This is a genomic window from Clostridium thermosuccinogenes (genome assembly GCF_002896855.1).
Taxonomy (GTDB): domain Bacteria; phylum Bacillota; class Clostridia; order Acetivibrionales; family DSM-5807; genus Pseudoclostridium; species Pseudoclostridium thermosuccinogenes.
This window is the reverse complement of record NZ_CP021850.1, coordinates 4534765-4560709: the sequence shown is the minus strand read 5'-3', so window position 1 is coordinate 4560709 and position 25945 is coordinate 4534765. Positions and strand designations below refer to the sequence as shown.

The following is a 25945-nucleotide window of genomic DNA, read 5'->3' as shown; positions in this document are numbered from 1 at the left end:
GATGCTGTCGGTTAAAGGCCAAGCCCTCCCTATATATCATGCTTTGCTGCTGATTTTGATAAGTCCGGCTTTTGCTAAATAATAAATAGTAACGCAAATGGTAAAACTATTTTGATTAAATATAAATTATAACACAAATTTGAGGGAGCATATTTTTAATGCATAAAAAATGGGCTGAAATTCCGCCCATTTAATACTTTCCAATATACCATCTTTTAATGCCCTCACTGTAAGTCTTTCTAATTCACACCCTTTTTTGGTATTCTCACTATGAATTCTATATACTCTCCCCTATCAAGCTGGGCAGCCTTTGCGTTAACCCCTGATTTCTTCATGAGGTCAATCGCCTGCCTTACCGTATTTACAAAAATCCTTATATCTTTAATAGCTTTTGTCCTTTTCTTTTCTTCCACCTTCTCCTTTTCGCTCCGGGTATACTTTTCTATTGCCCGCTCCACCAATTGCTCTGTCTTTTTCACATTCAATCCCTTTTCACAAACATGCTTTAATACTTTAAGCTGCAGCTGTTCATCATGAAGTTTCAGCAAAGCTCTTGCATGGCGTTCGGTAAGGTTGTTGTCAGCAAGGATTTTCTTAACCAAGGGTGGAAGTTTTAAAAGTCTTACTTTATTAGCTATAGTAGACTGGCTCTTCCCTATTTTCTGTGCCAGTTCTTCCTGAGTAAGATTGTGCTCGTTTAATAAATTGCTGTATCCTTCTGCTTCCTCCATATAACTTAAATTTTCCCTCTGGAGGTTTTCGATCAAAGCCATTATTGCGGAGTTGTTATCATTGACATTTACAATAATGGCAGGTATCTCTTCCAGACCGGCCATAGTAGCAGCCCTTAGCCTTCTCTCCCCAGCAACCAGCTCATAAGTGCTGCTTGAAATCTGTCTTACATTGATGGGCTGAAGAACGCCATATTCCTTAATTGATTCACAAAGCTCCTCAAGAGATGCCTTATTAAATTGCTTTCTTGGTTGGTAGGGATTAGGTCTGATGTTTTCGATTTTTATGTACGTGATGTTTTTTAAGTCTTCTTTCTTCTCATTCTTTGAAACATGCAGTTTACTTTCCAACATTTCGGCACCTTCCTTTGTAAACGCCTCAGGCAAGATACAGGCTGTTTGCGTTATACTACGGCTGCCTTATGGCTGTTATAATTTTTTTGGCATTGCACTCCTTAATAATGGCTTTAGCTAGTAAATTTCACTGATGACTTTTCCACTCCTCATATATAAACCAGGACTGGATGTCATCATCATTGCCCGTATCTATTTCCGTAGTCAATATTTATATTCACCATTATTTCCACATTTCCTTTTTTTTACAATAAAAAGTTTTCGCCGAAATGTTTTATTTTTCCTTATTAATTTGATTATATCAGAGGTTCTTTTGCAGGTTTTCCGGCTTTTCTCGGATATTTTGCAGGGGTTTGTCGTAACTTTTTTATTAAAATTATATTTCTTTTCATATCACTCCAAGGAAGAGTTATTTCCTTAACATCCACTATTTCTCCTCCCAATATTTCCAGAGCTCTTTTGGAACTGCTGATTTCTTCAGTATTGCTCCCTTTCATTGCGATAAAAAGCCCTCCCACCTTGGTAAAAGGCAGGCAGTATTCGAGGAGAACAGGGAGGCTTGCAACAGCTCTGGCTGTGGAAACATCGAACTTTTCTCTGAACTCCGCTTTGACTCCATATTCTTCAGCTCTGCCGTGCATAGCTTCTATGTCCGTAAGCCCTAATCCCTTGACCACTTCTTTTAAAAATTTCACCCTTTTTTCCAGGGAATCCAACAGGGTCACCTTTATTTCAGGAGCGGCTATTTTCACAGGTATACCTGGAAAACCCGCACCAGTGCCTACATCAACCAAACTCAGGCTGCTTTCTCCCTTAATAAGCCCGCGTATATAAGGCATGATGCTCAGTGAATCAATAAAGTGCTTTAGTATGATGTCCTTATCTTCTTCTATCGCAGTAAGGTTAATTTTCTCATTCCATTCAAGAAGTATTTCCTTGTACTTACCAAAGCTTTTTATCTTTTCTTCATCAAGATGGACTGAATATTCTTCCGCCCCTTTTACAAGAAGCTGTTCCAACTCCCTTTCCATGCTTCCTCCTGTCAAGTTTATATTTTACGTTAATTATTTTTTCTACCGATTATTCCTTTACTTTCGCACCGGCACCAACGGTGCAGCCATTTATGATAGCATAGTATGACCATCAACAAAAACTATCATATCAAAATTTTACTGCAAATTATTATTTAGCAACGATTATAGCTCTTTAACACAGAACTTTGCTATCGAAAATGCTAATACAACCCACTCATATTTGCATAATGCAGCCAATAATGAAAGCAATATTCTTATTTTGTGTTAATGAGTTAACACATTAATAAAGTTATCCCCATTTTGCGTGGAATATTATAAAATTATCCACCAAATCGCAGTGCTGGCTTATGAATATGTGGAAAACCTGCTATGGATTCTTTCTCCCGTGCTTTGACTGCTCAAGGTATATCAGCAGCACGTTGATGTCTGCAGGAGACACTCCGGTTATTCTTGAAGCTTGGCCGACTGAATCCGGCCTTATTTTGTCCAGCTTTTGGCGGGCTTCAATCCTTATTCCCTCTATAGCCATATAGTCAATATCCTTTGGAAGTCTCCTGTTTTCCAGCTTTTTAAACTGCTCCACCTGCTGCATCTGTCTTTTTATATATCCCTCGTATTTAACGGATATCTCCACCTGCTCCCGGACAGCCCTACTCAATGCGGGCCGACCCTCATCAATTTCAGCAAGATCATCATAGGAGAGCTCCGGCCTTCTGAGAAGTTCAGCAAGCTTCACACCGCTCTTTATGGGAGTGCTTTTCCGGCTTTCCAAAAACCTGTTCACATTTTCACGGGGTGCTATAACAGTCTTCTCAACCCTCTCGATCTCTTCGGCTATCTGATTTCTCTTCTCTTCAAACCTCCTGTATCTTTCATCGCTTATGAGTCCGATGGCATATCCTATTGGTGTCAGCCTCAAATCCGCATTATCCTGCCTCAGCAGCAGCCTGTATTCGGCTCTTGAAGTCATCATCCTGTAGGGTTCCTTTGTGCCTTTCGTTACGAGATCGTCAATGAGTACTCCGATATATGCCTGGGATCTGTCCAGGATGAGCGGTTCCTTTCCTTTGATTTTCAGCGCTGCGTTTATCCCGGCCATAAGCCCCTGGGCTGCCGCCTCCTCATATCCCGAACTTCCGTTTATCTGTCCGGCGGAAAAAAGCCCGTCGATGTTTTTAAACTCCAGAGAAAGCTTTAGCTGTGTAGCATCTATGCAATCATATTCTATCGCATAGGCGCTTCTCATAACAGAGACATTTTCCAGGCCGGGTATCGATCTCATCAATTTAATCTGAACATCCTCAGGCAAACTCGTAGATACTCCCTGAAGGTACATTTCCTCGGTATCCAAGCCCATAGGCTCAACAAACACCTGGTGTCTTTCCTTATCGGCAAAACGCACCACCTTATCCTCTATTGAAGGACAATACCTGGGGCCTACCCCCTTTATATCACCGGAATACAAGGGAGAACGGTGAAGATTTTCCCTTATTATTCTATGGGTTTCTTCCGTTGTGTAGGTCAGCCAGCAGGAAACCTGTTCTTTTTCTATTTCGTCGGTTTCAAAAGAGAAAGGAACTATCCTCTCATCCCCCGGCTGCTCCTCCATCTTTGAAAAGTCAATGCTTCTCCTGTTGATTCTTGCCGGAGTACCGGTTTTAAATCTTAAAAGCTCTATACCCAGTTCTTTCATGCTGTCGGACAGCTTGTTGGCCGGGAAAAGTCCATCCGGTCCCCCACTGTAGCTGACATCACCTATTATTATTCTGCCTTTCAGGAATGTCCCGGTAGCAAGTATTACGGCTTTGCAATTATATACTGCTCCTGTATGGGTCTTTACCCCTGTAATTTTCCGTTTATCTTCCGTTGTAAGAAGCTCCACTATCTCACCCTGCTTTACATCCAGATTTTCCTGCTTTTCCAGGGTGTGCTTCATCTCCATCTGATATCTTCTTCTGTCGGCCTGAGCCCTCAGGGAAAATACGGCCGGTCCCTTGGCAGAATTCAAAATCTTTGATTGTATAAACGTTTTGTCGGTGTTTTTGCCCATCTCTCCGCCCAGAGCGTCAATCTCCCGTACCAGATGACCTTTTGCAGTTCCACCGATACTCGGGTTGCAGGGCATATTGGCAATACTGTCCAGATTTATTGCAAATACCGCAGTTTTACATCCCATCCTTGCAGAGGCAAGAGCAGCTTCGCAACCGGCATGTCCGCCCCCAACAACAATCACATCATATTCACCTGCAAAATACTCCATTCTTTTTCCTCCCTGACTGATTCCCTGCTTCTTACAATAACTGATATTACTTTCCTAAACAGAAGTTCTTGAAAATTTCGTGTATTACATCATCGCTCACCGATTCGCCGGTAATCTGACCTATGAATTCCGCTGCATTTTTTATGTCAATAGCGATCAGATCCAGCGGCATACCGTTTTCATACGAGCCGCGGGCTTCATCTATGCTTTGTATAGCCTTTGCTATTAAATCCTTGTGCCTTATATTGGTAATGATAACTTCACTGTTTAGGCTTATTCCACCTTTCATAAAAAGGTCCGTGATCTCCTTTTCCAGATCATCGATTCCCTTTTCGTTCTTGACAGATGTTCTGATAACCCTAAAACCGGCAAGCTTGTCCGCGATAGCGTCAACTTCCTGTTTGTCGGCGAGATCCACTTTGTTTATCAATACGATGGTTTTCTTGCCTTTTACCTTTTCAAGAATCTCCATGTCCTCTTCACTTATTCCGACTCCGGCATCTATCATCACTATAACCAGATCGGAGTTTTCAATAGCGTTTTGCGCCCTTTCAACCCCTATTTTTTCTACCACATCATCCGTTTCCCTAATGCCGGCGGTATCTATCATCTTCACCGGTATTCCGTTGATATTCACATACTCTTCAATTATGTCCCTGGTGGTTCCCGGTATGTCTGTAACTATAGCTCTGCTTTTTCCTGAAAGCTCATTCAGCAGAGAGGATTTTCCAACATTGGGCCTTCCGACTATTACGGCGCTTATTCCCTCCCTCAGGATTCTGCCCTTTTCAAAGCTGTTCATAATACCTTCCAGGAGATCCCTTATTTGTCCTGCTTCATCATAAACCTTACGGCCGGTTATCTCTTCAACATCATACTCCGGGTAATCAAAATTTACCTCCATATGAGCCAGAAGTTCAATCAGGTGATCCCTCACCTTTTTTAACTGGCGGGACAGCTTTCCCTCCAGCTGATCCATCGCAGCCCGGGAGCTTTGGAGCGTTTTTGAGTTGATTATATCGATCACGGCTTCAGCCTGTGACAGGTCGATCCTGCCGTTTAAGAATGCCCTCTTTGTGAATTCACCGGGCTCCGCAAGCCTTGCCCCTTCCCTTATAACCAGCTCCAAAACCCTTTTTAAGACCACCAATCCCCCATGGCAGTTGATTTCTACCACATCTTCCCGGGTAAAGGTATTGGGCTTGTTCATTTTGGAAACCAAAACCTCGTCTATTGTTTCAGAACTGCTGGGATCAATTATTTTACCGTAACTAATAGTATGGGATTTTAATTCATCAAAAGCCTTTTTTCCTGAAAATATCCTTCCGGCAATTTCAAAAGCCCGGCTGCCGCTGATCCTGATAATGCCAATACCCCCGGTTCCCTGGGGCGTCGATATGGCAGCTATTGTATCGTCATTGTACATATTTCCTACCTCAATCTAACATAATATCAGATGATGCTTTTTATATGTTATCCATTCTTTCCTTCATTGCATTCTTATAATACACTAGTATAAAATATAAAAAGGTTCAAGAAAATATTTTATCCTGAACCAGAAATTTTTATTATTCCATATATTCTTATGTCTGTCCTCGCACAGCCTGTCTTCCGGCTTTAAGCTATTTGGGTGCGATGACAACCTTTCTGTTGGGTTCCTCTCCTACGCTGTATGTCTCAACGCTTTTATGGTTCTGCAGCGTAGAGTGGATGATTCTCCTCTCATAAGGGTTCATAGGCTCTAAAGTCACGCTCTTTTTATATTTCACAACCCTGTCTGCTAACCTGTTTGCAAGCTTTATGAGGGTCTCCTCCCTCTTTTGCCTGTAGTTTTCCACATCAATGATAACCCTTTTATATTTTCCGCCATTTTTATTTGCCACAAGGCTGGTAAGGTATTGAAGAGAATCCAGAGTCTCTCCTCTCCTACCGATTATAATTCCTATATCTTTACCTTTTATCTTTATAGAAAGGGTGTCGTCTTCTTCCGTAAGTTCCATTTCAGGGGCAATGCCCATTTTGCTGAAAATATCCTCCAGGAAATCCTGAGCCTTTTTTGCAGGTGTATCCAACAAGGTAACTCTTACCCTGGCCAGTTTGGTCCCTATTATTCCAAAAATACCTTTATTGCCCTCATCAATAACTTCAACTTCAACTTCGTTCTCATCGGCATTCAGCTCTTCAAGGGCTGCAGAAATAGCTTCCTGCACTGTCTTTGCAGATTTTTCAATTGTATAAGACATCTATTAATTCGCAACCTCCTTCTTCTTTATTACATGCTTATTAATATATAACTGCTGCAATATCTGTATTACAGAACCCGCTATCCAGTACAGGCCTAATCCTGCAGGAAACTGGAATGAAAACATTAAAGTCATGAGTGGTCCTATAATCATCATTGTATTGCTCATCTGGCTGGAGCTGTTGCTTTGCGAATTAGTACTGGTTGCAGACATCGAAAGCTTTGACGAAAAGTAGGTCAATGCAGAAGCAAGTATTGGGATCAGTAATAAAGCAGCATATTGCGGTTTATCCATTATTGTCCTGATGTCGTATGTGGGTACCAGACCCAGATTAAGCCCAAGAAAATCCATATTAAGAAGTTTGTCGTGTATGACAATGCTCAGCTCATCATATCCCCTTATTCTGCTTGCTTCAGGTATAGCTTCCAATAATGCTTTAACTTCGCTACCCCGGCCCAACATGTAAGTAAGAGGCCTTGAAATTACACCCCACAAGGCAAACAATATGGGCATCTGTATGAGAAGCGGCAAACATCCTCCAGCGGGGTTGACATTGTTCTCCTGGTACAACTTCATCATTTCTGCATTTAGCTTTTCTTTATCGTTCTTGTATCTCTTTTGTATTTCCTGAAGCTGCGGTTGTATTTCCTGAAGTTTGGCATTAGAACGGTATTGCTTGACTGTAAGGGGAAGCATAAGAAGCCTTACGATAATGGTGAATATTATTATCGCAAGTCCATAGTTATGAAACCCCACAGTGTTGTATATAAAATACATAAACTGACCTAATGGCCTGGATATAAAATCAAACATTGGTTTTTACCTCTCATTTCCTTGTGTATCTTAAAAACCTTAACATCAGTGGAGCAAAGCTATTTTACAGGATCATATCCACCCGGATGAAATGGATGGCATTTCAATAACCTTTTTATGGACATAAGAATTCCTTTAGCTGCTCCGTACTTGTTAACCGCGTCTATCGCATACTGGGAGCACGTGGGATAAAAACGGCAACTCGGCCTTTTTAACGGAGATATCCATCTCCTATAGAATTTTATTGCTAAAATCACTGATTTCTTGAACAATTCCACTTCTCCCGGTCAAAAACACCCAGCTTTTTAAAAAGAAACTTCATTTCCTTGCTTATATCCGAATAATCAGGGACTAACCCTGTGTTTCTCGCAACAAAAACATAATCGCAACTATCGTTCAAAAAAGGCTCATACACTCTGTAATTTTCCCTGATAAGCCGTTTTACCCTGTTTCTCCTGACGCTTTTCCCGAATTTTTTACCGACTGTAATCCCTAACCTTCTAACATTCAAATTGTTATCCATCACATATAGTACTATGAACTTTCCTACATAGAATCTGCCTTTTTTATATATTCTCAAAAACTCATAATTCTTCTTAATCGGGATAGTCTTATACATGCTGTGGAGCAATTCCTCCGTCATCTGCAATATTGCCTCTTTTTCCCCAAATACATTTTGCTATAACATTCCCATCAAATAAAAGTATAGCAGAAAATCCTTACAGCAAATATTAAATTAAAGAAAAAGACCACACTTGTGCGGTCTTATGCTGAAAGCACTTTTCTTCCCTTCAATCTGCGTCTGGCAAGAACCTTTCTGCCATTGGCAGTCTTCATTCTCTTCCTGAAACCATGTTCCTTTTTTCTTTGTCTATTTTTAGGCTGGTATGTCCTTAACACTCTCCAACACCCCCGTTTCTCTCTCAAAAGGTAGCCTATTAATATGATAAACCTTATTCAAGTTAATCAACATTAAAATACGGCAGCCCAAAGGACGCCAAAACAATTATATATTATATAACAAAAGCATGTCAAGAATCTAAAAAAGTATTTTTTGTGGATAATATTCAATGCAGAGATACTTTTTTGTGGATAACATGCTCACATTCATATTGAATATTGTGTAAAAGTCTGATATATTTATAATGCTTGTTGATAACTCCGCAAAAATTGTTTATTTCTTGTTAATAACTAACAGAGTTATGCACAGCCTTGTTTATAACTTTTTACTTTAAATTTTGTAACCAAAAATTATATCATTTTCCACTGTAGTATATGAATAGACGATAAATATTATGCAGTCTTTCTTTTTATGCTTAAATACAATAATATTTGTCAATAATTACCTACATGGATGAATAGATTATCTACGTTCTTTTGGAGGCTTTTTTATGAATGCGAACCTTACAGAATTATGGCAGAAAACACTAAACCTGTTGAAAAATGAATTAACAGAGATCAGCTACAATACCTGGATTAAAACCATTGAACCCGTGTCAATGAACGGCAACAACATAGTTCTTGGAGTTCCGGCCGAGTTCAACAAGGGCATTCTTGAATCAAGGTATTCAACGCTCATAATGAACGCCTTGAAACAAGTTACTTCAAAGGAATTTACCATTACATTTACGATTCCGTCCCAGGAGGACGATAAAAATAAAAAGTACGAAAAGCAAACAGAGGTTGTAAACAACGACGAGTCGGTTATTTCCATACTTAACCCGAAATATACCTTTGACACGTTTGTCATAGGCAATTCCAACCGTCTGGCTCATGCTGCCTCGGTTGCAGTCGCTGAATCGCCAGCTAAGGCCTATAACCCTCTTTTTATCTATGGTGGTGTCGGTCTTGGAAAAACCCACCTCATGCATGCTATAGGCCATTATGTTCTCAGCCAGAATCCGTCGACGAGGGTTTTGTATGTTTCCTCAGAAAAATTTACAAACGAGCTGATTAACGCTATAAAAGATGACCGGAATGAAGAATTCAGAACTAAATACCGCAATATAGACATCCTGTTGATAGACGATATACAGTTCATAGGTGGTAAAGAACGTACCCAGGAAGAATTTTTCCACACGTTTAATTCACTATATGAAGCAGGAAAGCAAATTATTGTTTCCAGCGATAAACCTCCAAAAGACATACCGACTCTCGAAGAAAGATTGAGATCCAGATTTGAATGGGGACTCATAGCTGATATACAGCCCCCGGATCTGGAAACTAGGATAGCTATTTTGAGAAAAAAGGCTCAGATGGAAAGCCTTGACGTACCCAATGATGTAATGGTTTTTATAGCCGATAAAATCGCCTCCAACATCCGTGAACTGGAAGGGGCTCTAAATAGAGTTGTGGCCTACTCATCCCTCACTGAAAGTGAGATCAATGTTGAACTGGCAACGGAAGCTCTAAAAGACATACTTTCAGCTGCCAGGACAAAAGTTATCAACAGTGCCACAATACAGGAGGCAGTTGCCCGTTACTTTGACATAAAGCCGGAGGAATTCAAATCAAAAAAGAGGAACAGGGATATTGCATATCCACGCCAGATAGCAATGTACTTATGCAGAGAGCTCACCGACATGTCCCTTCCCAAAATAGGCGATGAGTTCGGCGGAAGAGACCACACTACGGTAATCCACGCATGCGACAAGATTGCGGAAGATATTGAAACAAACCCGGAGACAAGAAGAGTTCTGGAGGAACTTAAGAAAACCATCACCGGTGGATAAAAATTAAAAAAACTAAAAAATATCAACATAAATTGTGCATATGAGGATAACTTTTTGTGGACAAACTTAAAAATTTTTCAGCAGTGGATTAGTTGTGGATACCATTTCTATTTTCATCAACAAAATATTAACAGGGCCAAATGTTGAAAGCATGCTCTAAATTAAAGTTATACACAAAACTAACAACACTTATTACTATTATTACTGAATTTTATATATTACTATAAATAAAATATCCGGGAGGCCTGAAGATGAGGGTTGTATGTTCGAAAGAAAATCTACTGGAAGGTATAAGTATAGTACAAAAAGCCGTTTCATCAAAAACGACATTACCGATACTCGAAGGAATACTTTTAGAAGCAACGGATAAATTCAAGCTTACAGGAAACGACCTGGAGATAGGAATAGAATGCCTGGTGGAATCCGATATACAAAGGACAGGTTCAATCGTACTTAACTCAAGGATGTTCGGCGACATAGTAAGACGTCTGCCGGATTCAGAAGTGCTGATAGATGTAAAGGAAAATAACCTCGTTATTATAGAATGTGAAAACTCACACTTTGAATTGAAGGGAATAAACGCATCAGGATTTCCCGCCATACCTGAAATAAGCAAGGAAAACACCTTCAAGATAAGTCAGAAGCTGCTCAAAGACATGATCAAGCAAACTTTGTTTGCCGTAAGCATGGACGAAAACAGGCCGATCCTCACCGGTTCCCTCATAGAGTGCAAGGACAACGTGCTTTCCTTTGTATCCATCGACGGTTACAGGATGGCCTTGAGAAGTGCCGCTTCCAACGGCGAAAATCTTGACTTCAACGTTGTAGTACCCGGCAAGACCCTGGGGGAAATAGGAAAAATCCTGCAGCCGGTAGAAGATGAGCTGACGATATACAATTCACAAAACCAAATAATGTTCGACATGGGCAACTGCAGGGTGGTTTCAAGATTATTGGAAGGCGAATATTTGAATTACAGGAATTTAATTCCAAAAGATTATGAAACCAAGATCATCGTAAATACAAAAGATTTGTTATCCAGCGTTGAAAGGGCATCCTTAATAACGATGGATGAAAAGAAGTACTCCGTCAAATTCAAAATAGACGACGAGAAGATGATTATTTCTTTAAACACTGATATAGGCGCCGTAAGGGAAGAATTAAATATAGAAATGACGGGAGAAAGCATGAGCATCAGCTTCAATCCAAGATATTTTATAGATGCTCTCAAAGTTATAGAAGAAGATACTATAGAAATGAGATTTACTTCCAATATAGGTCCGTGCATAATAGCACCGGTTGACAGCAATGCTTTTAGTTATATGATACTTCCTGTAAGAACAAGGAATGATTAAGTAAAATTAAGGTGATAGAGTGAAATTAGTAAAAATAGAAACCGAATATATAAGACTGGATCAGTTTTTAAAATGGGCCGGTATTGCCGACACCGGCTCCCACGCAAAAATTTTGATTGCAGAGCAAAATGTGAAAGTAAACGGACAGGTTGAAACACAGCGTGGAAAAAAACTGCGCAAGGGAGATACAGTAGAAATAAACGGCAACGTGTTACAAGTAGATTAGACTGTTACAATAAGAAAAAAGAGGTTTAATTAAAGAGAAGGCCGAGTGTTGCGAAGGTAATTTTTAAATAGCATGGTATAATAGCATACTATGCACAAAGATATGAGCTTTGATTGAAATTATATAAGGCAACGGAGATAAATTCATTTATATTAAGTCCCATTCCTTATGGATCAAAGAATGTACCTTCCGGCAAAGGCTTTCTTCTCATTGCCGGATTGTGATTTTTGCATGTTTATGATAGATGAAAGCAGTATTTTTGTTTGATATTCGGAGGCTGGAATTTGTATATAAAGAGATTGAAATTAAGAAATTTTAGAAATTACGACCATCTGGATATAAGCTTTGGGAAAAACTTTAATATATTATCCGGCAACAACGGGCAGGGAAAGACAAATATACTGGAAGCCATATTCATGTGCGCGGCTGCCCGTTCCCACCGCACGTCCAAGGATCAGGACATGGTGATGCTGGGAAGAGAAAGCTTTTTGATAAGCCTCGATTTTGAAAGGGAACAGATAGATAAAAATATTGAAATAAGCTTCAGCAAAACAGAGAAAAAGAAAGTGAGGATAAACGGGATACCTCTAAAAAAAATCGGCGGTTTAATGGGAAACCTGAACGCGGTAGCTTTTTCTCCGGAGGATCTGTTGATCATAAAGGAAGGGCCATCTGAAAGAAGAAGGTTTGTTGATATAACGATAAGTCAGCTTAAACCTTCTTACTTTTATGATCTTCAGCAATATAACAGAACTCTTACTCAGAGGAATATGCTGCTGAAAGAGATTCAAAACAAAAGGAATTTGATAGATACTTTAGAAATATGGAATAATAATCTTGCAACTATTGGTTCCAGAATAATCAAAACAAGATACGAGTTTGTGAAAAGACTAGGAAAATATGCGGAGGAAAATCACAGCAGGATCACTGACGGAGCAGAAAAGCTGGCCATAAGATATGCTCCGTCGGTGCAAATTGATGAAAACAGCAGTATTGAAGATATCATGCTCATGTTTGTCAGACTGCTGGAAAAATCGATGGAAAGGGAGCTTCAAAAAGCTTCAACCCTGTACGGGCCACAAAGGGACGATTATGAAATATTTTTAAATGGTGGGAGCATCAAATTATATGGTTCACAAGGACAGCAGAGAAGCGCCGTTTTATCGATGAAACTTTCTGAAATTGATTTGATACTGGAGGAAACCGGGGAATACCCCGTATTGCTGCTGGACGACGTTATGTCGGAACTGGACGGGAAGAGACAATTATATCTTTTAAAAAACCTTGACGGAATACAAACATTTATAACATGCACGGATAGTGGATTTTTCAAGGACTTGCCGGGAAGCAGCGCCAGTTACTACAGCATTGTCAGCGGTACTGCAAAAAAGGAATAGTTTGGCTCGAGTAAAATTACTGTAGGGAATCAATTGGAATAAATATCCAAAAAATTGAAAAGAAGATGACATCCTGTTAAGATATAAGTCGCCAAATCAAAATACTCAACGAAAGGATGCATCTTCTATGTACAATAGTATACAACATTTTATTGGTTTTGGTGTAAAAAAGATTGAAGAAAAGGTAAAAAAATTTGTTGAAAAGCCTACGGACCTAGCTGACCTTGTTTTGGGATTGCATGAAGAACTTCTTGAATTAGGTAGAAACATTGTTACAGAAGTTCTTGAAGATATGGATGATTATCTGCGGGAATCGGCTTCTCGCAAGCAGAACTGGGAAATTGTAAGAAAGGATAGAACAGGACTTTTAACAAGCTTTGGACCCATCAGTTATGAACGAACATATTTTAAGCCTAAGAAAGGCGGAAAAAGGCAATATCTTGTGGATAGAATAGTTGGTATCAATCCTCATGACCGAGTAAGTGCTGATGTTGTCATAAATGCTGTGGAAGAGGCTGCGGAGAGCAGTTATAGAAAAGGTGGAGAAAAAGCTGCATACATGGATGAGGTAAGCAAACAGGCTGTAATGAATAAAGTACATGAACTTGAAGTTGTTCAGCCATCGGTGGAAAAGAGAAAGGATGAGACACCAAAGATTCTGTATATTGAGGCTGATGAAGACCATGTAGCGCAGCAAGGGAAAAAGAGACATAAGACAGAAGATGAATGGGGAGCAAGTAGCACACTAATGCCTAAGCTTGTATACGTTCATGAGGGAATTGACCATGAAAAAAGCACGAAGAAGAGAAAAGTATTGAAGAATCCCCGTTATTTTGGAGGAATCAGAGATAGTGAAGAACTGTGGCTAGAGGTTTCCCAATACATAGATGATACTTATGATGTGGATAAGATTGAAACTGTATATATATCTGGAGATGGAGCAGCTTGGATAAAACAGGGATTAAACTGGATTGGTAAAAGCAAGTTTGTATTGGATAAGTATCATTTGAGCAAATACGTAAAAGTAGCAACGGCACACTTGGAAGACGAAGATATCGAACAGGAATTAGATGATGCCTTGAAAGAAGCTGATAAGGCGGGGCTTAAGAAGGCATTTGCTAAAATTCTTGAAAAGACAGAATCGGAGACAAAGAGGAAAGCGGTTAACGATGCAAAAAGATATATATTGAATAACTGGGCAGGAATAGAGATAAAGGTAGATAACTATGAAATTGTAGGATGCAGTGCTGAAGGGCATGTAAGCCATATTCTATCCGATAGGTTAAGCAGCAGGCCAATGGGTTGGTCAAAAAATGGTGCGGACAAGATGGCCCAACTCAGAATTTTCAAGAAAAACGGAGGAAAAGTATACGACTTGGTAATGGCTCAAAAGAAGAAAGAACAACGGGAGCAGGCACAGCAGCTACAAGATGAATTAATTCGTGAATTGAGAACAAATAGGAATAGATATGATGGTGTTTGGGACAGTAATCTAACAATAATCAGTAAAGGCCATAAAACACTGCTTTATAGAGCGCTAAGAGCCTTTGTAGGGTAACAATGAACGAAGGGAACGGCGAAGCGAACCCTTTACAATAAGAGGGACCCATATGGTATAATGGGCTAAAGTGGCAGCCAAAAGCTCCAGAGACATTCCCCTGTTACAAGGGGTGCCGCCCTGGCTGACAAACCATATGGGAGATGCTTGTTGTCAAGGGCGTGACCGGAGTGGACTTATTTTAGGAAGTCGTCTTATCTTCAATTCCCTACAGTAAATTGACTCAATCATAGTTTGTTAATTATTTGCACAAAAAATTCAATTAGGATAAAATGTATATAATATGTTTTTGTTTTACTGGATTAATTATGGCGGAAAAAGGTTGAGTAGCCTTTAAGCTGGGGAGGATAGTGTATATGTTTTTGCATATAGGAGGAGATGTGGTTATACCGATAAAAGATATAATAGCCATATTGGATATTGAAACCACCACTATATCAAAAGACACGAAGGAATTTTTAAAAATTGCCGAGGAAGAAGGATTTATAGAGAGTATTTCCGATGATTTGCCGAAATCATTTATAATAACGGAATCAGATAAAAAGAGCAAGATATACCTTTCGCCAATTTCGTCCGTAACTCTGCACAAACGTACTAATTTTGTCAGCGATATTTCCGGTATATGACGATAAAAGTCTATATTTTTTACGGATTATGAAATTTACCGATATAGTCTTGTGCAGTTAATCTTGAGAAAATATATGGGTTGATGGAATCATTATAAAACTGTATATGTATGGAGGAATGTATGGCAGAAAATATAAATGCAAATGTTGAATATAATGAAAGTGATATACAGGTGTTAGAAGGCCTGGAAGCGGTCAGGAAAAGGCCTGGAATGTATATAGGAAGCACATCTTCAAAAGGATTGCACCACCTGGTATACGAAATTGTTGCAAACAGTATGGATGAAGCCATGGCAGGTCGCTGTGACAGCATTGAAATTGTTGTAAGAAAGGACAATTCCATTGTTGTCAAGGATAATGGAGGCGGAATACCGGTGGGTATACATCCTAAGATGGGCATACCCACAGTTGAGGTAGTGCATACAGTTCTTCATGCCGGAGGTAAGTTCGGAGGCGGAGCCTATAGTGTTTCCGGCGGACTCCATGGAGTTGGAGCTTCAGTAGTAAATGCTCTTTCAGAATACCTGGAAGTTGAAGTAAGCAGGGATGGCCATATATATAGACAGAGATATGAAAGAGGCGTTACGGTAACTCCCCTGGAAATAATAGGAGATACGGATCAAACAGGTACAAAGACGACATTCAAGCCTGATCCGGAAATTTTCGAAGATGTTGTCTTTGACTTTGATATTATGCTGTCCATGTACAGGGAAATGGCTTTTTTAAACAAAGGCATAAAAATAACTTTGATTGACGAGCGTCCGGAAGAAAAAATAGTAAAGAACCTGTGCTATGAAGGCGGTATAGTTTCTTTCGTTCAATATTTAAACAGGAACAAGGAAGTTTTGCATGAAAATGTGATTTATATTGAAGGCGGAAAAGATGACTCAAGTGTGGAAATCGCCATGCAGTACAACGATGGATACACTGAAAACATATACAGCTACGCAAATGATATAGCGACAACAGAAGGCGGAACGCATATGACCGGATTTAAATCCGCCATAACCAAAGTAATAAATGATTACGGAAGAAAGTACAATTTCATAAAGGAAAATGACAAGAACCTGGCAGGAGAAGACGTAAGGGAAGGCCTCACAGCGATAATAAGCGTAAAGCTTACAAATCCTCAGTACGAAGGACAAACAAAGACAAAACTTGGAAACAGTGAAATCCGAAACCTGGTGGAAAATGTGGTAACGGAGAAGCTGGAGAGTTTCCTGGAGGAAAATCCTTCAGTAGCCAGAATAATTCTTGAGAAATGCCTTACCGCTTCGAGGGCAAGGGAAGCAGCAAGAAAAGCGAGGGAATTGACAAGGCGTAAAAGTGTCTTGGAATCCGCTTCTTTACCTGGAAAATTAGCCGACTGCTCCGAAAAAGATCCTTCTATTTGCGAAATTTTTATAGTGGAGGGTGATTCGGCCGGCGGTTCCGCAAAACAGGGAAGAGACAGAAGAATTCAGGCTATACTGCCCCTGTGGGGTAAGATGATGAATGTAGAAAAGTCAAGAATGGATAAAGTTTACAAAAATGAAAAGCTTACACCGGTTATTATGGCCTTGGGTACAAGCATAGGAGACGATTTTGATATATCAAAACTTAGATATAATAAGGTCATAATAATGGCCGATGCGGATGTGGACGGCTCCCACATAAGAACGCTGCTTTTGACCTTCTTCTTCCGCTATATGAGACCCTTGGTGGAAAAAGGGCACATTTATATTGCGCAGCCGCCTCTTTTCAAGATAGCAAAGGGAAAAGAAGAGCTTTATGCCTTTGATGAAAAAGAGGTAAGCAAAATTATCCAGGAAAAGGGCTGGAAAAAGGAAGACGTTAATATTCAGAGGTTCAAAGGTCTGGGTGAAATGAATCCGGAGCAGCTTTGGGAAACAACAATGAACCCTGCAACGAGAATGATGAAAAAAGTAGAGATGGAAGATGCGGTAGCGGCGGATGAGATATTCACCATATTGATGGGAGATAAGGTGGATCCGAGAAAAGAGTTTATACACAATTACGCAAGAACAGTTACTGATCTTGATGTTTAGTTTTGATTACATTCCATAAAAATAAAATTAAAAATTACATGCATTGCAATGAAAAAAGATATGAAAAGCTGTTCATATCTTTTTTTGTTGGGGTAGAAAAGTGTGCAGTAAATGAACATCCGGGTTATAGATAAGTGAAATTCTAATGTATACAAAATGCATTATAACTAATTAGAATCCGTTTAGATTCCAGGTTAGAATAACAAGTATAAATAATCAAATTAATTATAATCATATTATGAGCAATATATTTATAAAAGGACTTGGTGACTAATTTATGGCAGTAAATAATGGATTATCGAAGCAAACCATGTTATATGGAAAAGTTAAGTGAAAAATCATATGAAAAATTGTATAAAAAACTGATACAAAAAAATAGTAAGAAAAAGTGATATAAAAAGGTGATAAAGAAAAGGGGCATTGAAGATGGAAGATGTCGAAACTAAAATAAGTTGATTATGAAACAGTCATCCACCGATGGTACCCAATGTGATAGAAGGATAAAAACTCTATTAAGTAGCAAAGGAAGCAAGTTTCCTACCCATAACAAAAATGTTTCACGTGAAACATTTTTATTGATGCATGATTTAAAGATTTATTATAGACAATAAATAAAAACATTAAGAATAATAACATTGCAAGCTGATTTTATTTTCTAGGGGTGTTTATATCAATATGCTGAGGACACAAAAAAAAATAGCTAAATAATTCAAAAGCATGGCTTAATGATATCTTCTTCACAATTTACCACCTTTTAAAAAAGCGATAACTCCTACAATTGCATTCCGTATAAGCAAATACTTCACACCTTTGATAAACAAAATTAACAACGTAGAGGAGGTACATGAGTAGAAAATGAATATGAAATGAGTTATTCTGAATAGAGAAGATCCACATAATTAGTTAATAGGATTTTTTATAGGTATTTGAGAAAAAATTACATCATTTCGTTGAAATTATGAAATAAGTTGAAACCAACCTTATACCATATGGTACTTTAATAAATATGTGCTTATTTTTCTCCGAAGCATTAGTTTATAAAAAGATGTAGATGAGCTAATCCGCTGATGAAGGGTACATATCTACACCCATATAGAAATAAAACCATGAAAAAATATTTAAACCTCCTTATTATAATTTGCATAGTTCCAGGCAGGTTAAAAGAGTACTTTTAGTCCTTTAGGCATGCGTTTTGCTGTCATCGACGTCTCTTTTGCCATAAAACTTAATGTTTTTTTGCTATTGTATCTATACTGTTACAAAATATATTTTTATTTTTAATGTTGTAGCTTTGTGTTATAATTAACTTGCAGTATAAAAACAAAAGACAACCGGAGTATATGCTATATACTGCTGTAAGAATTAAGGAGTGAGGTTTTTGGGGAAGATTATAGCAATAGCGAACCAAAAAGGTGGGGTTGGAAAGACAACGACATCAGTGAATTTAAGTTCATGTCTGGCATTTAAAGGGAAAAAGGTCCTTTTAATAGATGTAGATCCCCAAGGAAATTCCACCAGCGGCTTGGGAATAGATAAAAAAAATATTAGCAAGTCTATATATGATGTCCTCATTAATGATGTGGAAATTCAGGATATTGTATTGGATACAGTAGTCGAAAATTTGAAGATATGTCCTTCAAATATACAGCTTGCCGGAGCAGAGGTGGAACTCGTACCGATGATATCCCGGGAGACGAGGATAAAAGAAGCAATATCCGGTATAAAGTCTAACTATGACTATATTATTATTGACTGCCCACCGTCTTTGGGACTGCTGACTTTAAACTCTTTGACAGCAGCAGATACAATTTTGGTTCCTATTCAGTGCGAATATTACGCTCTTGAAGGATTAAGCCAGCTGATGAATACTGTAAAACTGGTTCAGAAGCATCTTAATCCTAATTTAGAAGTGGAAGGTGTAGTCCTGACAATGTTTGATGCTCGGACAAACTTGTCCATCCAGGTTGTGGAGGAGGTTAAAAAGTACTTTAAAAATAAAGTATACAGGACCGTCATTCCTCGCAATGTACGATTGAGTGAAGCTCCAAGTTTTGGACTGCCGATAATTTTGTATGATCCAAAGTCGAAGGGAGCGGAATGTTACATGGAACTGGCAGAGGAAGTTATCCAATATTCTATGGAAGGGAAGAGGATGTAATGGCAAAGCGAGCATTGGGTAAAGGACTGGATGCTTTAATATCAAATGAAAAAACTGAGGACTCAGGAATAAAGGAATTAAAGATAAATGAAATCGAACCGAATATAAACCAGCCGAGAAAAAGGTTTGATGATGAGAAGCTGCAGCAGCTGGCAGAATCAATAAAACAGCATGGGATTGTACAGCCTATAATTGTTTCAAATGAAGACAATACATACAGAATCGTGGCAGGGGAGAGAAGATGGCGAGCTGCCAGGTTGGCTGGTATTACTACTGTTCCTGTAATAATTAAGAATGTTTCCAAAAGGGAAGAAATGGAGCTGGCTCTCATAGAGAATCTTCAAAGGGAGGATTTGAACCCCATTGAAGAGGCAGAGGCTTATGAGAAATTGATCCGGGAACACGGAATTACTCAGGAGGAGCTGTCAGGTATTATTGGCAAGAGCAGACCGGCTATTACGAATTCTCTCAGACTGCTTTCCCTGGATGAGAAAGTAAAGGGTTATTTGATAAATGAAGAAATAAGCAGCGGGCATGCACGAGCCCTCCTTGCCATCGAGGATAAGGAGTTGCAAAAAAAGGCTGCTGATGAAGTAATATCTATGAAACTGAGCGTAAGAGAAACGGAGAAGCTGGTAAAAAAATATCTTGATAGTAAAAAGCAAAAGGTCAGAAGCAAAAGCAAGAGCGCAGAACATATAGAAATTGAGGAAAGATTAAAGGAAATTTTCGGAACAAAGGTCAAGTTGGTCACAAACAATAAAAAGGGAAAGATAATGATCGAATACTATTCCAATGATGAATTGGAAAGGATAATGGAATTATTTTACAACATCCCAAAAATATCGGGCCTCTAAAATTGATTTTAACGGCCTTAAAAAGTGTTGGCAATATAAACATATTACCGGAACATAAAAGCCATTAATGGCTAATATAGACAGGAATAAACCAATTAAGTATTTTTCATAATATTTTAATATTTATTATTAAGCTGCCCCAATGTTTCACGTGAAACATTTTGTTTTTTATTAAATTGACACTATAAAATATACTTATTTTGAGGAAGGGAAAAAATTAATGGAAAGCTTGTTATCATATTTTTCTGCAGAAGTTTTGCTTGTTTTTGCAGTAAATTTATTATTAATAGTCCTTTTATTGATATTGAATATTTCAAACAGAAAAAAGATCAAAAAACTATACGACAAATATAGCAGGTTTACCAACGACTTTGGTGATGTAAATATTGAGCAGCTTCTTGAAAAATGTATAGACGAGCTGAAGGTTGTTTCGGGTAAATCAAAAAGCATAGAAAATCATATCAATAATGTGGAACGCAATCTTATTCAATGCGTACAAAAAGTAGGCGTTGTGCGTTACAATGCCTTTGAAGATGTGGGCAGTGACCTTAGCTTTTCCGTTGCTTTGCTAAATGGCAACAATGATGGTATTGTCCTGAGCAGCATCTATTCCAGGGATAATTCTATAGTATATGCAAAACCAATTACAGCAGGAAAATCAAAGTACACCCTATCTGCAGAAGAACTGCAGGCATTGGAAATTGCCAGAAAAAATTGAAATTTGATTATTAAATAGATTGATACTGCAGCATTACAATGGAAAACAATGGCTTAAGGGCTTTACTACTTTTTTGCAGTTCAGTTATTCGGTTAAAGGAGCAAACGTGGCAGGTAAGCTTATGAGTTTATTTGCCTTGATTCTGATGAAACAGTCCTTTCGGCAATTGTTTTCCACTTGATTACCATAATAAAACGCAAAATAAGAAAGAAGGAGTTTTAGTATGTCAGATGGCAGTAATAAAAATTTCAAGATATGGGTTTATGCCATAGTGCTATTTTCATTTGCCTTTATAGTGCTGCTTCTGACCGCATACAGCCAAATAAAGCTTAACAATAGCATTGCTCAATACAAAAGTCAATTGAGCGATATGGAAAGCCAATATGACAATGACAAAATAAATCTGAATGCAACCATAGAACTCAATGAAGAATTGAGTAAAAAGGTCGATGAATTAAAAGAGGAACTGGAGGCATCCGAAAAAAAGATCAAGGAATATGAGGAAAAGCTGAAACAGCAGGAAGAAAACAGCAATAAGGATCATCTATCCTATGAAGCGTTGATTAAGGCGCAGATGGAATATGAAAAAGGAAATTATACATCCAGCGCTATGATATTACATAAGGAATGTAATCCGGATGATTTGGAAAGTAGTGGGCTGGAAAAGTACAACCAATTGAAATCTGAGGTATATAAAAAGGCTTCCCATCAGTTCTATGCTGAGGGGTATACATTATATAAAAATAAGGATTATAAAGAAGCCATCAACAAGTTTAAGATGTCCCTTGAACTTGTGGGGAATGAGTATTATTCCGATGATTGCTATTATTTTATAGCTTATTCATATTATTATAACGGTGATAATGAACAAGCAAAAAAATTTGCAGAGAGTTTGCTGGAAAAATATCCTGATAGCACCTATAAGAAAGCTACTGAGGACTTTTTGATTCTTTTAAAATGAAATAATGGTTAAATAATTTAAGGAATGTCATATTAATATGATGATGAATCAGAGAGGTTTATTAGGATTTATAAGTGCTGGCAATGGAATGTTGCCAGCATAAATCTCAGTAATGCCGCTTATATTTATGGTGCATAAAAATTTTGTGTACTAGAATTTTGGTATTAAAATCAATAAGGTTTGCTTGTTACTTATACTTTTAATTTAAAACTCTGCATTTTAAATTGTTACGTGTATTTATACGCTACTTTCTCTTTCTATGTAGCTATACTTATAGAATAATAACCAGATTTTTGTCTCTACTGCTGAATTTCTCATAAAAAATAACGAAAAGCAGGGTGATGGAACGATGTACAGGATCTTGATCGCTGATGACGAACCTCGGCATCGCAGAGGTTTGGTGGAAAGGATCAAGAAATTAAGGCCAGATTATGAGGTTTTTGAAGCAAAAGACGGATTGGCAGCTATTGAAGTAGTTAAAAAGCACTCTATTGATATAGCTATTACAGATATCAAAATGCCAATAAAGGATGGTTTATTCTTTCTGGAGGAAGTTTCTAAGAATTTTCCTAACATGAAAGTAATCATGCTCAGCGGTTATGCCAATTTTGAATATGCCCAAAAAGCTCTTACGTTAGGTGCCTTTGATTATGTTCTAAAGCCTCTGAATGATGTTCGGATAGAGCAAATGCTCCAAAAAGCAGAGAAAAAAATAGAAGAAGAAAAAAGAGAAATTCAGGAAAAAGAAAAAAACTTGATGCGGTTAAATAATACTTTCCCAGTTTATATTGAACATCAGTTAAATCAATGGGTCAAAAATGGACTTGCTCCAATAGAGGATCAAGAAGTTTTAGAGCTGTTCCATAAAAAATCAAAAGGATTGGTGTTGGTTGCAGGGATAGGCAATTTCATTCAAAGCACTAAAGAATGCACCTATGAGGACATCCATGAGTTGAAGGTTAATATGAAATACTGGATGAAGGCTGCATTAGATCCATTTTCCCATTCATTATCCTTTTTTGATGAAAGCAATATGGAACATATGATCACTATTGTGACGGAAAAAAAAGATAAGGTTCTTTCGGACAACCTTTCGGAAGGCATATACTCTTTCGTAAAGGATATGAAAATCAGCTATGGATTTGATGTTGTTATAGGAGTGGGAAATAAATATGAAGATATTGCTGAAAATATAAAGGAAGCATATCAAACCGCTCTTACGGCGCTTAATTATAAATTTTTTTATGAAAGCAACTGGATGATTGCATATTCGGAGTTGAAAAATAGCAGGTCCGGTCAGGTCTTCAGCAGATATGCCGAGGAAATAGAGCTGGAAGGAGCAATCCGCAGGATGGATGCGGCACAGGCATATGAGGTTTCCCAGCGCCTTCTCGTCAGGATGACTGAAGGACAATTTCCTCTTCCTTCTCAGTTTAAGGAAATGGTGACCATAATTTTTTTAAACACTGCTAAAGCTGTCTTGAACATGCTTCCGGAAGCTGATTTTTTAAGATTGGTGAGCAGCATTAAGACAAATTTTGAATCGGCACAAAAATACAGTGAGTTGAAAAAACAGATTTTCAAAACCATTGATATGTTCATTGAAGCAATAAATGATTATGGAAATAATAAATATAAGAAGATCATGCAAACCTGTATGGAGCATATTAATGAGCATTATACTGAAGATATTTCACTGGAAGCTTTGTCAGAAAAGTTTGGATTTAATGTTAACTACTTCAGCGGGCTGTTCAAAAAATACACCAATATGACCTTTTCTGAGTATCTTCTCAATGTGCGAATGAGGCATGCTCAAGAGCTTCTTAAAAAGAATACTTTTCGTATTTATGAAATTTCAGAGAAGATAGGATACAAGGATGCAAAATATTTTATCCGCGTATTCAAAAAGACTTTCGGAATGACCCCGGACGAGTTCAGAAGATTGCATAGCCATAACATAACAAAGAATACCGATGATGAATGAAATGAACTTTGAAAATACCTTTTAAATTCTTAAATCAAAGCCACTGGAAACAAAAGATATAGTAAGGCAGGGGGGTCATATTTGTGATAAAGCCAATAGGAAGCTGGAGTTTTAGGACAAAGCTCCTAATATCAAATATCTTGCTTATTGTAATACCCGTTATCTTTATCAGTGCACAAAACTATAATTCCAGCCTTAAAGTTGTATCGGATATGGCAGCAAAAAATGCATACCAAATCATTAAAAACAAGAATGAGATACTAGACTCCAAGCTCATAAAAGTTCAGGAAAGCAGCTTGGCTCTTATGCAGGACAAAGAGCTATTTGAACTTTTCAATAACGTCGAGGAGCATAAAAAAAATATCCTTTCTATGGATCGAAAGATCGGCAGGATTATCAACAATTATTTTGCCTTTACCGATTATGTATATGCTGTCCAGATGGCCACATCTTACTATATCTTTGGAAGCAATTTCAATATGTTGGTTGGCAGTGAATTTGTAAAGTCAGATCTTTACAAGAGAGTGGTAAATGAAGGAGGAAAGATGTTTTGGGTTCCTACATATGACTTTGTATATATGTTTGAGCATAAAAATATGGGAACCGCCAATTTTGACGTTCGTAATGTATTTTCCGCCGCAAGATTATTCAACATTTTTTGTTTTGATAATGGCGTGTTTTCGATTTTAAACCCCACTGTGGAACGGCCTGTTCTTATTATACATTTTAAGGAAGATATTATCCGGGATGTTTTCCAGGACAGCATCCCCATCAAGGATACGGTCTTCTACATGATTGACGCTTCAGGTAATGTTGTTTCCCATATAGATCAAGCCCTTGTGGGCAAACAGATGCAACCGGAATGGTTATCGCAGGCCCTGAAAAACAAAACAGGCAGCATTGTGGTTGGGTCGGAAGGGAATAAGAAAATAGTTTGTTACGATACTTCCGGTATTACCGGATGGATTGCTGTTGCTGAAATTCCCATGAAAGAACTCACCAGAAGCATCGTGCCTTCAATGATATATTCCATTTTATCTGTCTCCGCCTTTTTTATTGGCCTTGCATTGCTGCTTGCCTTTGTGATTTCCCAAATGATTACAAAGCCTATCGAACGCTTGACAGCAGGTATGAAAAGGATCGGAAACGGCAACTTTGATATGTACATACCTGTGGAGAGAAAAGATGAACTGGGATATTTAACCGCTAAATTCAATGATATGAACCATCAGATCAAAACTCTGATTGAAGAAAATTATGCTGTGAAACTAAGGGAAAAGGAAACAGAGATAATGGCGCTCAACCTCCAGATGAACCCCCATTTCCTGTACAATACTCTCAATATCATCAATTGGATGGCGATTGAAGATGGAAATAAAAACATCAGCGATATGCTGATCAATCTCTGTGATATGCTGGTATATACAGTCAGGAACAAACAGGATATTGTTAACTTTGAAGACGATCTAAAATGGCTTCAGTGTTATCTTTTCATCATGTCCGTCCGGTATGAAAACAAATTTAAGGTAGAGTTTGATATTGAACCGGAAATATACTTAACCAAGGTACCAAAGCTGTTCTTGCAGCCCTTCGTTGAAAATGCCATAATTCATGGCTTTGAAAGAATGGAGTCGGAAGGATTGATCCGAATTCGTGGATATATCGATAATTGCACACGGCACTTCCAGATTGAGGATAATGGCAAAGGTATGGATACAGCTGTACTGATGGACAAAAGAGATGAAAACAACACTTCTATAGGAATAAGCAATGTGGATAGGAGAATCAAACTATTGTTCGGTCAGGAATATGGCGTAAAGATTGCATCTGATCCAGGACATGGAACACTGGTGAATATTATTCTCCCATTGTGATATTAATCCACTTTTA

22 protein-coding genes are annotated in these 25945 nt (G+C 38.3%); 13 read left to right on the top strand and 9 right to left on the bottom strand.

Features of this window, described 5'->3' with window-relative positions; translation table 11 throughout:
• Positions 1–239: 239 nt before the first annotated feature.
• The 9 genes from noc to rpmH form a co-directional block, all read right to left on the bottom strand.
• Complete coding sequence (gene noc, locus CDO33_RS19915) at positions 240–1085, bottom strand: nucleoid occlusion protein (RefSeq protein ID WP_103082996.1); 846 nt, start codon at positions 1083–1085, stop codon at positions 240–242.
• 296 nt (positions 1086–1381) lie between these two features.
• A complete protein-coding gene (gene rsmG, locus CDO33_RS19910) occupies positions 1382–2116 on the bottom strand; it encodes a 16S rRNA (guanine(527)-N(7))-methyltransferase RsmG (protein WP_103082995.1) in 735 nt (244 codons plus the stop codon).
• 370 nt (positions 2117–2486) lie between these two features.
• Complete coding sequence (gene mnmG, locus CDO33_RS19905) at positions 2487–4379, bottom strand: tRNA uridine-5-carboxymethylaminomethyl(34) synthesis enzyme MnmG (RefSeq protein ID WP_103082994.1); 1893 nt, start codon at positions 4377–4379, stop codon at positions 2487–2489.
• Positions 4380–4425: 46 nt separating this feature from the next.
• Positions 4426–5805, bottom strand: a complete 1380-nt coding sequence (gene mnmE, locus CDO33_RS19900; RefSeq protein ID WP_103082993.1) for a tRNA uridine-5-carboxymethylaminomethyl(34) synthesis GTPase MnmE — start codon at positions 5803–5805, stop codon at positions 4426–4428.
• Between the two features lie 196 nt (positions 5806–6001).
• On the bottom strand, positions 6002–6622 hold the full coding sequence (gene jag / locus CDO33_RS19895) for an RNA-binding cell elongation regulator Jag/EloR (RefSeq protein ID WP_103082992.1): 621 nt from the start codon (positions 6620–6622) through the stop codon (positions 6002–6004).
• 3 nt (positions 6623–6625) lie between these two features.
• A complete protein-coding gene (locus tag CDO33_RS19890; protein WP_103082991.1) occupies positions 6626–7435 on the bottom strand; it encodes a YidC/Oxa1 family membrane protein insertase in 810 nt (269 codons plus the stop codon).
• Positions 7436–7494: 59 nt separating this feature from the next.
• Positions 7495–7707 (bottom strand): membrane protein insertion efficiency factor YidD, encoded by a 213-nt coding sequence (gene yidD / locus CDO33_RS19885; RefSeq protein WP_103082990.1) that lies wholly within the window; start codon positions 7705–7707, stop codon positions 7495–7497.
• Positions 7689–8078, bottom strand: a complete 390-nt coding sequence (gene rnpA, locus CDO33_RS19880; RefSeq protein ID WP_242973987.1) for a ribonuclease P protein component — start codon at positions 8076–8078, stop codon at positions 7689–7691. Before rnpA ends, yidD begins: the two co-directional genes overlap by 19 nt.
• A 122-nt stretch (positions 8079–8200) precedes the next feature.
• Complete coding sequence (gene rpmH / locus CDO33_RS19875; RefSeq protein WP_103082989.1) at positions 8201–8335, bottom strand: 50S ribosomal protein L34; 135 nt, start codon at positions 8333–8335, stop codon at positions 8201–8203.
• Between the two features lie 491 nt (positions 8336–8826).
• On the opposite strand from rpmH, the gene dnaA reads away from it, so the two are divergent.
• The 13 genes from dnaA (at position 8827) to CDO33_RS19810 (ending at position 25929) form a co-directional block, all read left to right on the top strand.
• Positions 8827–10167: a chromosomal replication initiator protein DnaA gene (gene dnaA / locus CDO33_RS19870; RefSeq protein ID WP_103082988.1), complete on the top strand. Its 1341-nt coding sequence runs from the start codon at positions 8827–8829 to the stop codon at positions 10165–10167.
• Between the two features lie 251 nt (positions 10168–10418).
• On the top strand, positions 10419–11522 hold the full coding sequence (gene dnaN, locus CDO33_RS19865; RefSeq protein WP_103082987.1) for a DNA polymerase III subunit beta: 1104 nt from the start codon (positions 10419–10421) through the stop codon (positions 11520–11522).
• Positions 11523–11541: 19 nt separating this feature from the next.
• Complete coding sequence (gene yaaA, locus CDO33_RS19860; protein ID WP_103082986.1) at positions 11542–11748, top strand: S4 domain-containing protein YaaA; 207 nt, start codon at positions 11542–11544, stop codon at positions 11746–11748.
• Between the two features lie 284 nt (positions 11749–12032).
• A complete protein-coding gene (recF, locus tag CDO33_RS19855; protein WP_103082985.1) occupies positions 12033–13145 on the top strand; it encodes a DNA replication/repair protein RecF in 1113 nt (370 codons plus the stop codon).
• A 127-nt stretch (positions 13146–13272) separates the two neighbouring features.
• On the top strand, positions 13273–14703 hold the full coding sequence (locus CDO33_RS19850; protein WP_103089282.1) for an ISLre2 family transposase: 1431 nt from the start codon (positions 13273–13275) through the stop codon (positions 14701–14703).
• Between the two features lie 356 nt (positions 14704–15059).
• Positions 15060–15329, top strand: coding sequence for an extracellular matrix regulator RemB (gene remB, locus CDO33_RS19845; protein WP_103081519.1), 270 nt, complete (start codon positions 15060–15062; stop codon positions 15327–15329).
• A gap of 122 nt (positions 15330–15451) precedes the next feature.
• Positions 15452–17377: a DNA topoisomerase (ATP-hydrolyzing) subunit B gene (gene gyrB, locus CDO33_RS19840; protein ID WP_103081520.1), complete on the top strand. Its 1926-nt coding sequence runs from the start codon at positions 15452–15454 to the stop codon at positions 17375–17377.
• Between the two features lie 1378 nt (positions 17378–18755).
• Positions 18756–19535: a ParA family protein gene (locus CDO33_RS19835; protein WP_103081521.1), complete on the top strand. Its 780-nt coding sequence runs from the start codon at positions 18756–18758 to the stop codon at positions 19533–19535.
• Positions 19535–20392 carry a ParB/RepB/Spo0J family partition protein gene (locus tag CDO33_RS19830; protein WP_103081522.1) on the top strand — a complete coding sequence of 286 codons (858 nt, stop codon included), beginning with the start codon at positions 19535–19537 and terminating at the stop codon, positions 20390–20392. Before CDO33_RS19835 ends, CDO33_RS19830 begins: the two co-directional genes overlap by 1 nt.
• A gap of 220 nt (positions 20393–20612) precedes the next feature.
• Positions 20613–21110 (top strand): DUF4446 family protein, encoded by a 498-nt coding sequence (locus CDO33_RS19825; RefSeq protein WP_103081523.1) that lies wholly within the window; start codon positions 20613–20615, stop codon positions 21108–21110.
• A gap of 223 nt (positions 21111–21333) precedes the next feature.
• Positions 21334–22071, top strand: coding sequence for a tetratricopeptide repeat protein (locus CDO33_RS19820; protein WP_103081524.1), 738 nt, complete (start codon positions 21334–21336; stop codon positions 22069–22071).
• A gap of 349 nt (positions 22072–22420) precedes the next feature.
• Positions 22421–24055: a response regulator transcription factor gene (locus CDO33_RS19815; RefSeq protein WP_103081525.1), complete on the top strand. Its 1635-nt coding sequence runs from the start codon at positions 22421–22423 to the stop codon at positions 24053–24055.
• Positions 24056–24138: 83 nt separating this feature from the next.
• Entirely contained in the window at positions 24139–25929 is a 1791-nt protein-coding gene (locus CDO33_RS19810) for a sensor histidine kinase (RefSeq protein ID WP_103081526.1), read from the top strand.
• The last annotated feature ends 16 nt before the right edge of the window (positions 25930–25945 follow it).